Source organism: Streptomyces sp. NPDC001381 (assembly GCF_042895685.1).
Lineage (GTDB): Bacteria > Actinomycetota > Actinomycetes > Streptomycetales > Streptomycetaceae > Streptomyces.
Genome location: NZ_JBIAWO010000003.1, coordinates 652,629 through 666,710, shown reverse-complemented (window position 1 = coordinate 666,710; position 14,082 = coordinate 652,629). Strand labels below are relative to the sequence as shown.

Sequence of the window (14,082 nt, the reverse complement as noted above, 5' to 3'; positions counted from 1 at the left end):
GCCCGTCGGACCCCGGGCTCTTCCGTACGGGTAAAAATCCGCGTGCGGAGGAATACCCGCACCCGTGCCGGGAACGCGAACCGTACCCCCACGGGAGTCCGGCACGACCCGGTACCCCCACCCGGCGGCCGCCCGGTTCCACCTCTCCCGGACCGGCGGCCGCCGTTTCCGTGGTTCCCGCGCACGAGGTGACCACTCTGTGGGACGGGCCACACGGCCCCGGCCGTCCGGGATCCCGGATGCGCGATAGCCTGACCGCTGGTCGGATCTCTTGATGCCAAGAGATCGATCATTTGTACGTCCCACCCGGGGCAGGGACGCCCCACCGACAGCTGTCATACGGAGAACGCCATGACCCGCACTCCCGTGAACGTCACCGTCACCGGCGCGGCCGGCCAGATCGGTTACGCCCTGCTCTTCCGCATCGCCTCGGGCCAGCTGCTCGGCGCGGACGTGCCGGTCAGGCTGCGTCTCCTGGAGATCACCCCGGCGCTGAAGGCCGCCGAGGGCACCGCCATGGAGCTCGACGACTGCGCCTTCCCGCTCCTTCAGGGCATCGACATCACGGACGACCCCAACGTCGCCTTCGACGGCACCAACGTCGCCCTGCTCGTCGGCGCCCGCCCGCGCACCAAGGGCATGGAGCGCGGTGACCTCCTGGAGGCCAACGGTGGCATCTTCAAGCCGCAGGGCAAGGCCATCAACGACCACGCCGCGGACGACATCAAGGTGCTCGTCGTCGGCAACCCGGCCAACACCAACGCGCTGATCGCCCAGGCCGCCGCCCCGGACGTACCGGCGGAGCGCTTCACCGCCATGACCCGTCTGGACCACAACCGCGCGCTGACCCAGCTCGCGAAGAAGACGGGCTCCACGGTCGCCGACATCAAGCGCCTGACCATCTGGGGCAACCACTCCGCCACGCAGTACCCGGACATCTTCCACGCCACGGTCGCCGGCAAGAACGCCGCCGAGGTCGTGGGCGACGAGAAGTGGCTCGCCGAGGACTTCATCCCGACCGTCGCCAAGCGCGGCGCGGCCATCATCGAGGCCCGCGGCGCCTCCTCGGCCGCCTCCGCCGCCAACGCGGCCATCGACCACGTGTACACCTGGGTCAACGGCACGGCCGACGGCGACTGGACCTCCATGGGCATCCCGTCGGACGGCTCCTACGGCGTCCCGGAGGGCCTGATCTCCTCCTTCCCGGTCACCACCAAGGACGGCCGCTACGAGATCGTCCAGGGCCTGGACATCAACGAGTTCTCCCGCGCCCGCATCGACGCGTCGGTGAAGGAGCTGGAGGAGGAGCGCGACGCGGTCCGCTCCCTCGGCCTCATCTGAGTCTCGTCCGCCCCTGAGACACCGCCCGCGGGCCCCCTTCCGGTACGTACCGGAAGGGGGCCCGCGGCGTTTCCCGCCGGGCTCGTCCCGCCACCGGTTCCCCGGTCCGCCCGGCCGCCCCCGCTCTCGTACGGGAGGTCCGGTCCGGACACCCGTCGCTGAAGGGCGAGTTGACGCCCGAGCGGTCCGCGCGAGACCGGTCGCCCGATCGTGTCGCGACGCGGCAGGCCGCACGGGTTGGGGGCCGCCGCCGACGGAGGGCTTCCTTCCGTCCGTTGTATACGGATATGTCCGACTCCCCCGTGACGCACCGCACTTTCCGGCCGCGATTGCGCATGCAACCGAGAGTCGGGGGCAGGCGATCGCGGTCCCCGAGAGCGACCCGCGGGTGACAGAGGGGGACGGAACAGGAACGGAAGGCAACCACCGACCATGGTCGACAGAACGCAGCAGCAGGCACCCGACACCGTGCACACGGGAGGCGAGTGGCGCGCCGCCCTCTCCGGCGCCACCCGCGAGATCCTCGACCCCGCCGACGGACGCCCCTTCGCGGTGGTCGCCGAGGGCGACGAGAAGGACGCCGACCTGGCGGTGGCCGCCGCCCGGCACGCCTTCGACGAGGGCGACTGGCCCCGCACCCCGGCCGCCGGACGCGCCGCGCTGCTGCGTCGCGTCGCCGATCTTCTCGTACGCGACCGCGAACGGCTCGGTCTGCTGGAGAGCCGGGACGCGGGCAAGACCCTCGAAGAGGGCCGCGTCGACATCGACTGTGTCGCCGACGCGTTCCGCTACTTCGCCGACCTGGTCGCGGCCGAGGCGCCCGGCCGGGTCGTCGACGCGGGCTCGGCCGACGTGCACAGTGTCGTCGTCCATGAACCCGTCGGCGTCTGCGCGCTGATCACCCCCTGGAACTACCCGCTCCTCCAGGCCAGTTGGAAGATCGCCCCGGCGCTCGCCGCGGGCAACACCTTCGTCGTCAAGCCGAGCGAGATCACGCCGCTCACGACCGTCGCGCTCGTCGAACTGCTCGTCGAGGCGGGCCTGCCGGCCGGGGTCGCCAACGTCGTCACCGGCCCCGGGCACACCGTCGGCGCCCGGCTCGCCGAACACCCCGACGTGGACCTCGTGTCCTTCACCGGCGGCCTGGTCAGCGGCACCAGGGTCGCCCAGGCCGCCGCACCCACCGTCAAGAAGGTCGCCCTCGAACTCGGCGGCAAGAACCCCAACGTGGTCTTCGCCGACGCCTGCGCGACCGCCGAGGGCTTCGACACCGCCGTCGACCAGGCGCTCAACGCGGCCTTCATCCACAGCGGCCAGGTCTGCTCGGCGGGCTCCCGGCTGATCGTCGAGGAGTCCGTCCGGGACCGCTTCGTCGCCGAACTCGCCCGCCGCGCCGCCCTGATCCGCCTCGGCCGCGGCACCGAGGAGGGCGTCGAGTGCGGCCCCCTCGTCTCCGAGCAGCAGCGCGCCAAGGTCGAGGCGTACGTCGAGTCGGCGCTCTCCGAGGGCGCGGTCCTGCGCTCCGGCGGCAGGCGCCCCGACCCGGGCGAATCCCGCCCCGCCGGCGGCTACTTCTACGAGCCGACCGTCCTCGACCGCTGCCACCGCGAGATGCGGGTCGTCCGCGAAGAGGTCTTCGGCCCCGTCCTCACCGTCGAGACCTTCCGCACCGAGGACGAGGCGGTCGCGCTCGCCAACGACACCGAGTACGGCCTCGCCGGCGCCGTCTGGACCGCCGACCCGGGCCGGGCGCGGCGCGTCGCGGCACGGCTGCGGCACGGCACCGTCTGGATCAACGACTTCCACCCCTACCTCCCGCAGGCGGAGTGGGGCGGCTTCGGCAAGAGCGGCGTGGGCCGCGAACTCGGGCCCGCCGGGCTCGCCGAGTACCGCGAGACCAAGCACGTCTACCAGAACCTCGCGCCGAAGCCCGTCCGCTGGTTCGCCGGCTGACCCCGCCCCGCTCGCTCACGCCCCTCCAGGAGTACCGCCATGTCCCCGTGTCCGAACGAGTACGACTATGTCGTCGTCGGAGGCGGAACCGCCGGTTCCGTCATCGCCTCCCGGCTCACCGAGAACCCCGACGTCACCGTCGCCGTCATCGAGGGCGGCCCCAGTGACGTCGGCCGCGACGACGTCCTGACCCTGCGCCGCTGGACCGGCCTGCTCGGCGGCGAACTCGACTACGACTACCCGACCACCGAGCAGCCACGCGGCAACTCCCACATCCGGCACAGCCGCGCCCGCGTCCTCGGCGGCTGTTCCTCCCACAACACGCTCATCGCGTTCAAGCCCCTGCCGTCCGACTGGGACGAGTGGGAGGAGGCCGGCGCCAAGGGCTGGGGCGCGGTGCCCATGGAGGCCTACTACGCCCGGCTGCTGAACAACATCGTCCCGGTCGACGAGAAGGACCGGAACGCCGTCGCCCGCGACTTCGTCGACGCGGCGCGGACGGCGCTCGGCGTGCCGCGCGTGGAGGGCTTCAACAGAAAGCCGTTCACCGAGGGCGTGGGCTTCTTCGACCTCGCCTACCACCCGGAGGACAACAAGCGGTCCAGCGCGTCCGTGGCGTATCTGCACCCCGTGATGGACGAGCGGCCCAACCTCAGCATCCTCCTGGAGACCTGGGCGTACCGGCTGGAGCTGGACGGCACGCGCGCCGAGGGCGTGCACGTCCGCGCGAAGGACGGCGAGGAGTTCCTGGTCCGGGCCCGCCGCGAGGTCGTGCTGTGCGCGGGCGCCGTGGACTCCCCCCGGCTCCTGCTGCACTCCGGCATCGGCCCCAGGGCCGACCTGGAGGCGCTCGGCATACCGGTCGCGCACGATCTGCCGGGCGTCGGCGAGAACCTCCTCGACCACCCCGAGTCGGTCATCGTCTGGGAGACGCACGGCCCGATCCCGGAGAACTCCGCGATGGACTCCGACGCCGGCCTGTTCGTCCGCCGCGACCCCGGACAGCCGGGCCCCGACCTGATGTTCCACTTCTACCAGGTCCCCTTCACCGACAACCCGGAGCGTCTCGGCTACGAGCGGCCCGAGTCCGGTGTCTCGATGACCCCGAACATCCCCAAGCCGCGCAGCCGGGGCCGCCTGTACCTGACCAGCCCCGACCCGTCCGTCAAACCCGCCCTCGACTTCCGCTACTTCACCGACGAGGACGACTACGACGCCCGCACCCTCGTCGACGGGATCCGGCTCGCCCGGGAGATCGCCCGCACCGAGCCGCTCGCCGGCTGGCTCAAGCGCGAGGTGTGCCCCGGCCCGGAGATCACCGGCGACGAGGAACTGAGCGAGTACGCCCGCAAGGTCGCGCACACCGTCTACCACCCGGCGGGCACCTGCCGCATGGGCGCCGTCGACGACCCGCTGGCCGTGGTGGACCCGGAGTTGCGGATCCGCGGCCTCGACGGCATCCGCGTCGCCGACGCGTCCGTCTTCCCGACCATGACCGCCGTGAACCCGATGGTCGGGGTGCTCATGGTCGGGGAACGAGCCGTCGACCTGATCGGAGGCGGTGCGTGATGACCACGGCCACGCAGACTCCGGTCTTCTCCGTGAACAACCTGTGGAAGGTCTTCGGCCCGAAGGCGGACCTCGTCCCCGCCGACCCCGCACTGTCCGCCCTGCCCCCGGCCGAACTCCGCTCCCGCACCGGCTGCACCGCCGCCGTCCGGGACGTCTCCTTCGACGTGCGCAAGGGCGAGGTCTTCGTCGTCATGGGCCTGTCCGGATCCGGCAAGTCCACCCTCGTGCGCTGTCTGACCCGGCTGATCGAGCCGACGGCCGGCACCATCGCCATCGACGGCGAGGACGTGGGCGCCATGGACCGGACCCGGCTGCGCGAACTGCGCCGCCACCGCGCCGCGATGGTCTTCCAGCACTTCGGCCTCCTCCCGCACCGCACGGTCCTCGACAACGTGGCGTACGGCCTGGAGATCCAGGGCGTGAGCCGCGCCGAACGCCGGGCGCGGGCCCGGGAGACGGTCGCCAAGGTCGGCCTCGAAGGCATGGAACAGCGCAGGCCCGGACAGCTGTCCGGCGGCCAGCAGCAGCGGGTCGGGCTCGCGCGGGCACTGGCGGTCGATCCGGAGGTGCTCCTCTTCGACGAGCCGTTCAGCGCCCTCGACCCGCTGATCCGGCGGGACATGCAGGAGGAGGTGATCCGGCTGCACCGCGAGGAGGGCCGCACGATGGTCTTCATCACCCACGACCTCGCCGAGGCCCTGAAACTCGGCGACCGCATCGCCCTGATGCGCGACGGCCGGGTCGTCCAGCTGGGCACCCCCGAGGAGATCGTCGGCTCCCCGGCCGACGACTACGTCCGCGAGTTCGTCCGCGACGTCCCGCGCGAACACGTCATGACGGTCCGCCGCGCCATGCGCCCCCCGGCGGCCGGCGAATCCGCGAGCGGCCCGGCGGTCCCGCCGGACGCGACGGTCTCCGAAGCCATCGAGGCGGTGGCCCGCGCGGGCACACCGGCCCGGGTGGTGGACGCGGGCCGGTGCGTGGGGGTCGTGGACCACGAACAACTGCTCGGCGTGGTGGCGGGCACCGTGGCCGCGGGCGGCCGGCCCGCCCCGGCGGCGGCCCCGGTGGGCGCGGCGGCACCCCGTGAGGGCGCGCAAGCGACCCGACTCCCGAGCGCCGGCCCGGAGGTGGTCTGATGGCAACGGTCACCGCTCCCACCCCCCGGCTCGCCCTCCCCACGGCCCTGAAACACCAGGCCTTCCGCAAGCTCGCCCTGCTCGCCCTCGCCGCCGCCGTCCTCGTCCCCATCGCCAACGCCCGCTGGTCCAGCGGAAGCTGGCCCGACACGCTCACCGTCGACCTCACCCGGCCCCTCACCGCCGTCAGTGACTGGATCATCGACAACCGGGACAGCCACCCCCTGTTCCTCTACTTCTTCGGCTACCTCAGCAACGCGGTGGTGCTCTCCGTACGCGCCGTCTACCTCGTCCTGCTGGCCGCGGGCTGGGCCGGAGTCAGCGCGGCGGCGGCCCTCGTCGCCTGGCGGACCGCCGGGCTCAGGCTCGCCCTGGGCACGGCGGCCGCCTTCCTCGCCTGCGGTCTGCTCGGCATGTGGGTGCCGACCATGCAGACGCTGGCCCTGATGGTGGTCGCCGTGCTCGCCTCGGTCGTCACCGGCGCCCTCCTCGGTCTCGCCGCCGGTCTCTCCGACCGCATGGACCGCGCCCTGCGCCCGGTCCTGGACACCATGCAGGTGCTGCCCGCCTTCGCCTATCTGCTGCCGGTCGTGCTGGTGTTCGGCATCGGCGTCCCCGCGGCCGTCCTGGCCACCGTCGTGTACGCCGCCCCGCCCATGGCCCGCCTCACCGCGCTGGGCCTGCGCGGCGCCGACAAGGGGGTCCTGGAGGCGGTCGAGTCGCTGGGCGCGACCGCCCGCCAGCGTCTGCTCACCGCCCGGCTCCCGCTGGCCCGCCGGGAACTCCTCCTCGGCCTCAACCAGACGATCATGATGGCGCTGTCCATGGCCGTCATCGCGTCCGTCATCGGCGCGGGCGGCCTCGGTGACCGCGTCTACCAGGCGCTGGCCTCGGTCGACGTGGGCGCGGCCCTCGCCGCCGGCATCCCGATCGTGCTCCTGGCCGTCGTCCTGGACCGGGTGACCGGCGCCGCCGGCGACGGCATGCCGCGAACCGGACGCGCGGCCTGGGCGTACGCGCTCGCCGCCACCGTCGCCGCGGCCGTGGCCGGACGGCTGGCCGGCCGGCTCGACTGGCCGGACGCCTGGACGGTGAACATCGCCGAACCGGTCAACCGCGCCGTCGACTGGATGACCGCGCACCTCTACTCGGGCGTCCCGGTCGTCGGCGGAACCGCCGACTGGGCGGGCCACTTCACCACCTGGGTCCTGGACCCGGTCCGCGACGGTCTGCAGGGCCTGCCCTGGTGGGCGGTGCTGCTGCTGGTCGCGGCCGTCGCCTGGCCGATCGGCACCTGGCGCACCGCGCTCACCGCCGTCCTCGCCATGGCCGCGATCGGCGTGCTGGGTGTGTGGACGCCGGCCCTGGACACCCTCTCCCAGGTCCTCGCCGCCGTCGCCGTGACCCTCGTGCTGGGCTTCGCGACCGGCATCGCCGCCGCCCGCAGCGACCGCTTCGAGGCGCTGCTGCGCCCGGTCCTGGACGTCTTCCAGACCATGCCGCAGTTCGTGTACCTGATCCCGGTCGTCGCCCTGTTCGGCGTGGGCCGCGCGCCCGCCGTCGCGGCGGCCGTGGTCTACGCCCTGCCGGCCGTCGTCCGCATCACCGCGCAGGGTCTGCGCCAGGTGGACCCGGCCGCCCTGGAGTCCGCGCGCTCGCTCGGCGCCACCCCCGGCCAGCAGCTGCGCCAGGTCCAGCTCCCGCTCGCCCGGTCCGCGCTGCTGCTCGCCGTCAACCAGGGCGTGGTCCTCGTCCTCGCCGTCGTCATCATCGGCGGCCTGGTCGGCGGGGGCGCGCTCGGCTACGACGCCGTCTTCGGCCTCGCCCAGGGCGACCTGGCCACCGGTCTCGTCGCCGGGGCGGCCATCGTGTGCCTCGGCCTGATGCTCGACCGGGTGACCCAGCCGACGGAACGCCGCGCCAGGAAGGGAGCGTGACATGCGCGTTCGTACGATCCCGGTCCTCGGGGCCCTGGTGCTGCTGACCGGCTGCGGTGCCGCCGACATGACCAGGCAGGCCTCGCCGTTCGCCAACGCCCAGGGGGCGCGGACCGTGACCCTGTCCGTCCAGTCCTGGGTCGGCGCGCAGGCCAATGTCGCCGTCGCCCAGTACCTCCTCGAACACAAGCTGGGCTACCGCGTCGACACCGTCCAGGTCGACGAGATCCCCGCCTGGGACGCGCTCAGCCAGGGCCGGGTCGACGCGATCCTGGAGGACTGGGGCCACCCCGACCAGGAGCAGCGGTACGTCGACGACAAGAAGACGATCGTGCGCGGCGGCGACCTCGGCGTCACCGGGCACATCGGCTGGTACGTCCCGACGTACTTCGCGAAGCAGCACCCCGACGTCACGAACTGGAAGAACCTCGACAAGTACGCCGACCGGTTCCGCACCGCCGAGAGCGGCGGCAAGGGCCAGCTGATGGACGGCTCCCCGTCCTACGTCACCAACGACAAGGCCCTGGTGAACAACCTGGACCTGGACTACCAGGTGGTGTTCGCCGGCTCGGAGGCCGCGCAGATCACCCAGATCCGGCAGTTCGCCAAGGAGAAGAAGCCCTTCCTGACCTACTGGTACTCGCCCCAGTGGCTGTTCGAGAAGGTGCCGATGACGGAGGTGAAGCTCCCCGCCTACAAGGAGGGCTGCGACGCCGACCCCGAGAAGGTGGCCTGCGCCTACCCGCACACCCCCCTGCAGAAGTACCTCAACGCGGACTTCTCGAAGAAGGGCGGCGAGGCGGCGGCCCTCCTGAAGAAGTTCAGGTGGACGACCGAGGACCAGAACGAGGTCTCGCTGATGATCGCCGACCAGAAGCTGACCCCCGCGGAGGCGGCGAGGAAGTGGGTGGACAGCCACCCGTCGACGTGGAAGAAGTGGCTGTCCTAGGGGGTGTTTCGAAAGTCCCGCACAGCACCCGCGGCGCCCGGCACGCACCCTCGCCGCACCGGCCGAAGACCCAAGCAGCTCCGCTACGAGGGCCTTCGTCCGGCACGCCGAGGGCACGCACCGAACACCGCGGGCACCGCACAGGACTTTCGAACACCCCCTAGACATGCCTCACCCGTGCCGGCCCGGATGGTGGTGCCCCGGCGCCATCCGGGCGGTCACCCCGAAGCGGTTCCAGGCGTTGATCACCGTGATCGAGGCGATCAGACGGGCCAGTTCGGCCTCCTCGAAGTGCTCGGCCGCCTTCTCGTACACCGCGTCGGGCACGAAGCCGTCCGTCAGGACGGTCACCGCCTCGGTGAGCGCCAGCGCGGCGAGCTCCTTCCCGGTGTAGAAGTGCGCCGACTCCTCCCAGGCGCTGAGCTGGACGATCCGCTCGACGCTCTCACCCGCCGCCAGCGCGTCCTTGCTGTGCATGTCGACGCACAGGGCGCAGCGGTTGATCTGCGAGGCGCGGACCTTCACCAGCTCCAGCAGCCTGGGGTCGAGGCCCTGCCGGGCGGCCGCGTCGAGCCGCCGCATCGCCTGGTAGACCTCGGGGGCCAGCTCGGCCCAGCGCAGCCGGGGGGTGTGTTCGGGGGCGTAGCGGACCTGTTCGCCGGTCGTCGTCTCGGTGGTCATGCCCTCGACCCTAGGAGCGGGGCAGCCCACGGGTATGGTCCAGTTTCATGGCGAAATCGTGGGCCACTCTCGGTGTCGACCTGCATCTCGAACCGGCCGGCCCGGGGCTGCGCCGGGGTCTGACCGACGCCCTGCGCGAGGCGGTCCGCGGCGGCCGTCTGGCGCCCGGTACCCGGCTGCCCTCCTCCCGTTCCCTCTCCGCCGACCTCGGCGTCGCCCGCAACACGGTCGCCGAGGCCTACGCCGACCTCGTCGCCGAGGGCTGGCTCACCGCGCGCCAGGGCTCGGGCACGAGGGTCGCGGAGCGGAGCGTGGTCCCGCCGGCCGGCGCGGCGGCCCGCCGGCCCGCACACCGCCGCCCCGCCTACGACCTGCGCGGCGGCACCCCCGACCTGGCCGCCTTCCCGCGCGCCGAGTGGCTCAGGGCCGCCCGCCGCGCCCTCACCGCCGCCCCGTACGACGCCCTCGGCTACGGCGACCCCCGCGGCCGCGTCGAACTGCGCACCGCGCTCGCCGGCTACCTGGCCCGCGCCCGCGGCGTGCGCGCCGACCCCGAACGCGTCCTGATCTGCGCCGGGTTCGCCCACGGCCTGTCCCTCCTCGGCGGGGTCCTGCGGGCGCGCGGCGCACGGACGGTCGCCGTGGAGTCGTACGGACTGGACGAGCACTGGGCGCTGCTGGGCCGGACCGGTCTCGGCACGACCGTGCTGCCCTTCGACGAGCTCGGCACGGACCCCGGCGAGCCGGCCGGTGCGGGCGCGGTGCTGCTCACCCCCGCCCACCAGTTCCCGATGGGCGTGCCGCTGCACCACGACCGGCGGGCGGCCGTCGTGGCGTGGGCGCGGCGCACCGGCGGCCTGGTCCTGGAGGACGACTACGACGGCGAGTTCCGCTACGACCGCCGGCCCGTCGGCGCCCTCCAGGGACTGGACCCCGACCACGTCGTGTACCTGGGCACGGCCAGCAAGTCCCTCGCGCCCGGCCTGCGCCTGGCCTGGATGGTGCTGCCGCCGGGCCTGGTGGAGGAGGTGGCGTCGGCCAAGGGCGGCGTGGACACCTGCGGGGTCCTGGACCAGCTGACGCTCGCCGAGTTCATCACCTCCGGCGCGTACGACCGTCACGTCCGCGCGGCACGCACCCGTTACCGACGGCGCCGGGACGCGCTGGTCGCGGCGCTCGCCGAGCGGGCGCCCGCGATCCGGGTCACCGGGATCGCGGCGGGCCTGCACGCCGTCCTGCCCCTCCCGCCCGGCACCGAGCGGGAGGTGGTGCGGGCGGCGGCCGCGCGCGGCCTCGCCCTGGACGGCCTCGCCCCCCGCTTCCGCCGCCCCGACGCGATCGCCGCGCCCCTGGACGCCCTCGTCGTCGGGTACGGCACCCCGCCGGACCACGCGTGGTCGGGGGCGCTCGACGCGCTGTGCGCGGCATTGTCCTTCGGCAGCCGGGAATTCCCCTGACCACGCCACCGGAATCCGCATTCCTGACCGACGGCTGGTGGCAGAGTCCGGCGCCGCTCAGCGGGCCGGGCCGTCTTGTGGACGACGACCTGCTCCGAGGGCCGCACCCCGGCCGCCGACAGACGTGCGGACGGATCGTCGACCACGTCGGCCAGGGTCGCGCGATGCCCTGGTGGCGACGACATTGTCAAAACCGTCGAGCACTTCCAATCGCCGCTCGCCCACGCAGCGCCTGGAGCGGTGGATACAGTCATTTCTTGTTGAACAGAAGCGCCGGCGGGAAAACCGCGCCCATATTCACGCACCACGCTCCGGCGTCGAGTACGGAATGGCGACCCGCGGCGTTCAAGGTTCAATGAAGTTTTTCGATACTCTCACCACTGTCCGAAACGTAACTCTATACGGTTTTTTGGTTGCGCTTGGTGCCTTCTGTCGACCGATACCGTCGGTAATTCATCCGGGATTCCCGGAAGTGCTTGCCGCCCCTCCGGAGGAAGTGCACGATCGGCCTTCCGGATCGAAGGAGAGCGGCATGTCCAGGTACGGCTGGAATCTGTCCGAAGAGGGGCACGAGGGAATCGGGGGAGTCGAGGGAATCGAACGAGCTCGTTCCGTGCTCGGGTCGGCCCGGAAAGAAGTCGCCTCCCACCCCCTTTACCGGCGGATGTCCGGCCGGGAACACCTGAAGACGTTCATGGCCCACCACGTGTTCGCGGTGTGGGATTCCATGTCCCTCCTCAAGTCGCTCCAGCACGAGCTGACCTGCGTCGACGTGCCCCGGGTGCCGCGCGACCCGGCCGTGGCCCGCAGGCTCGTCAACGCCGTCGTGCTGGTCGAGGAGAGCGACGAGCTGAACGGCGGCTTCACCAGCCACTTCGAGCTGTACCGGGCCGCCATGGCCGAGGTGTCGGCCGACACCACCCGCATCGACACCTTCATCGCGCTGATCGAAGAGGGTCACGACGTGTCGGCGGCCCTGCGCGTCGCCCGGGTCCCGGCCCCGGCCGCCGCGTTCGTCACGACGACCTTCGACGTCGTCGCCCACCGTCCCCTGCACTGCCGGGCCGCCGCCTTCGCCTTCTCCCGGGAGGACCTGCTCCCGGACCTGTTCCGCCAGGTGATCGAGGAGCAGGGCACCGGCCGCTTCCCGCTCTTCCGCGACCACCTCGCCCGCCGCATCGAGGCCGACGGCGAGGAGCGCACCCCCCTGGCCCTCCAGATGGTCGCCGACCTGTGCGGCACCGACGACACCCGATGGCAGGAGGCGGTGGACACCGTGAAGCTGGCGCTGGAGGCGAGGTGCCGCCTGTGGGACGGGATCATGGAGGCCATGCCCTGAGCCCCGGCCCCCAGGCGCACCCCGGCCGACGGGGAACCCCGGCGTCGCACCCGCGCCCACCGACTCTCTAGGCTGACGGCCGGAAATCGCCTTCGAGGCGAAAGCCGGACACGGCGACGGCACGGCGACGGGGAGACGGGAACATGGCGGAAGCGCGCAGGCGCCTGCGGTCCAGCACGGTGGTACTCGGCGGCATGGGCGTCGTCGCCGCGGCCCTCACCTCCTGCGGCTCCGACCCGGACCGCCGCTGCGTGGACCGCGACACCTACGACTCCCTCTACGGCTACAAGGTCGTCGCCGACAAGAACTGCAAGTCCTCCGGCTCCTCGGCCAACGGCAAGGGCAGGAAGTCCGGCACGGGCACGGCCGGGAAGAGCGACGCCGCCTGGTACTACGACGCCGACGTCAGCAACGGCTGGGCGGACTCCGGCACCTTCAGCAGGAGCGAGGCCGTCGACCGGGGCGGCTTCGGCTGCTCCGGCTCCGGCAGCGGCGGCGGCTGAGCGGAGGTACGCCATGCAGCGCCACACCATCGCACCCCGCCCCGGCTGGCAGCGGACGGTGGAGGAGCAGGGCCTCGTCTACCCGCTCACCCGCCACCCCGACGGCAGCCTGCGCCCGTACTGGGACGAGAGCGCGTACTACGCCTTCACCCTCGACGAGGTGGAGGCCCTGGAGGAGACCGTCGAGGAACTCCACCGCATGTGCCTGGCCGCCGCCGGACACCTCGTCGCGCGAAACCGCCTCGCCGACCTCGGCATCACCGACCCGCGCGTCGCCGCCGCGGTCACCGAGGCCTGGCACCGGCGCGCCGAACTCCCCTCCGTGTACGGCCGCTTCGACCTGCGCTACGACGGCACCGGCCCGGCGAAGCTCCTCGAGTACAACGCCGACACCCCGACCTCGCTGGTGGAGGCGGCCTCCCCGCAGTGGTTCTGGATGGAGGAACGCTTCCCGGGCGCCGACCAGTGGAACTCCCTCCACGAACGCCTCGTCGCCGCCTGGAAGAAGCAGGGCCCGCTCCTCCCGCCCGGCAGCCCCCTGTACTTCGCGCACTCCACCGCCGACGAACTCGGCGAGGACCTGATGACCGTCGCCTACCTCAAGGAGACCGCCGAACAGGCGGGCCTCGACACGGCGTTCATCCCCGTGGAGGACATCGGCTTCGACCGCCTCTCCGGCCGCTTCGTCGACCACCGGCTCCGGTTCATCCGCAGCTGCTTCAAGCTCTATCCCTGGGAGTGGCTCACCACCGACCGCTTCGCCGGCCACGTCCTCGACACCCTCGACAACGGCGGCGGCACGGGCACGACGATGTGGATCGAGCCCGCCTGGAAGATGCTGCTGAGCAACAAGGCGCTGCTGGCGATCCTGTGGGAGCTCTACCCGGGCCACCCCAACCTCCTCCCCGCCTATCTGGACGGCCCGCGCGAGCTGGCGGCCACCACCGGTTACGTCGCCAAGCCCCTGCTCGGCCGCGAGGGCGCCGGCGTCACGATCCACGAGCGGGCCGACGCCTCCGCCGCACCGGTCCCGCGGGACGAACCCTGCTGCTACCAGCAGCTCGCCCCGCTCCCCGCCTTCGACGGCAACCACGTCGTCCTCGGCGCCTGGGTCGTGGAGGAGGAGGCGGCCGGCCTCGGCATCCGCGAGTCCTCCGGCCTGATCACCGACGAGTACGCCCGCTTCCTGCCCCACGTGATCCTCTAGGGCC

General features: G+C 72.5%; 11 protein-coding genes. 10 read left to right on the top strand and 1 reads right to left on the bottom strand.

Annotated features, from left to right (window positions below):
- The first annotated feature begins 351 nt into the window (after window positions 1-351).
- The 6 genes from ACFY2L_RS16670 to ACFY2L_RS16645 all read left to right on the top strand — a co-directional run bounded on the left by ACFY2L_RS16670 (window position 352) and on the right by ACFY2L_RS16645 (window position 8,891).
- Entirely contained in the window at window positions 352-1,341 is a 990-nt protein-coding gene (locus ACFY2L_RS16670; protein ID WP_390658254.1) for a malate dehydrogenase, read from the top strand.
- A gap of 432 nt (window positions 1,342-1,773) precedes the next feature.
- A complete protein-coding gene (locus ACFY2L_RS16665) occupies window positions 1,774-3,294 on the top strand; it encodes an aldehyde dehydrogenase family protein (protein ID WP_390658255.1) in 1,521 nt (506 codons plus the stop codon).
- A 39-nt stretch (window positions 3,295-3,333) separates the two neighbouring features.
- Entirely contained in the window at window positions 3,334-4,863 is a 1,530-nt protein-coding gene (locus tag ACFY2L_RS16660; RefSeq protein WP_390822658.1) for a GMC family oxidoreductase, read from the top strand.
- Complete coding sequence (locus ACFY2L_RS16655; protein ID WP_390658257.1) at window positions 4,863-6,005, top strand: glycine betaine/L-proline ABC transporter ATP-binding protein; 1,143 nt, start codon at window positions 4,863-4,865, stop codon at window positions 6,003-6,005. The genes ACFY2L_RS16660 and ACFY2L_RS16655 overlap by 1 nt, the downstream gene beginning before the upstream one ends.
- Window positions 6,005-7,942 carry an ABC transporter permease gene (locus ACFY2L_RS16650; protein ID WP_390822657.1) on the top strand — a complete coding sequence of 646 codons (1,938 nt, stop codon included), beginning with the start codon at window positions 6,005-6,007 and terminating at the stop codon, window positions 7,940-7,942. Before ACFY2L_RS16655 ends, ACFY2L_RS16650 begins: the two co-directional genes overlap by 1 nt.
- Before the next feature lies 1 nt (window position 7,943).
- On the top strand, window positions 7,944-8,891 hold the full coding sequence (locus tag ACFY2L_RS16645; RefSeq protein ID WP_390822656.1) for an ABC transporter substrate-binding protein: 948 nt from the start codon (window positions 7,944-7,946) through the stop codon (window positions 8,889-8,891).
- A gap of 171 nt (window positions 8,892-9,062) precedes the next feature.
- On the opposite strand, the gene ACFY2L_RS16640 is transcribed toward ACFY2L_RS16645, so the two are convergent.
- Entirely contained in the window at window positions 9,063-9,572 is a 510-nt protein-coding gene (locus tag ACFY2L_RS16640; RefSeq protein ID WP_390658260.1) for a carboxymuconolactone decarboxylase family protein, read from the bottom strand.
- Window positions 9,573-9,619: 47 nt separating this feature from the next.
- Between ACFY2L_RS16640 and ACFY2L_RS16635 the strand changes: the two genes are divergently transcribed.
- From ACFY2L_RS16635 to ACFY2L_RS16620, 4 genes are all read left to right on the top strand, one after another.
- The gene (locus ACFY2L_RS16635; protein WP_390658261.1) at window positions 9,620-11,029 is read left to right on the top strand and encodes a PLP-dependent aminotransferase family protein; all 1,410 of its coding nucleotides are present in this window, start codon (window positions 9,620-9,622) and stop codon (window positions 11,027-11,029) included.
- Window positions 11,030-11,561: 532 nt separating this feature from the next.
- Window positions 11,562-12,368, top strand: coding sequence for a DUF3050 domain-containing protein (locus tag ACFY2L_RS16630; protein WP_390822655.1), 807 nt, complete (start codon window positions 11,562-11,564; stop codon window positions 12,366-12,368).
- 143 nt (window positions 12,369-12,511) lie between these two features.
- Entirely contained in the window at window positions 12,512-12,871 is a 360-nt protein-coding gene (locus ACFY2L_RS16625) for a hypothetical protein (RefSeq protein ID WP_390822654.1), read from the top strand.
- Between the two features lie 13 nt (window positions 12,872-12,884).
- Complete coding sequence (locus tag ACFY2L_RS16620) at window positions 12,885-14,078, top strand: glutathionylspermidine synthase family protein (protein WP_390658264.1); 1,194 nt, start codon at window positions 12,885-12,887, stop codon at window positions 14,076-14,078.
- Window positions 14,079-14,082: the final 4 nt, after the last annotated feature.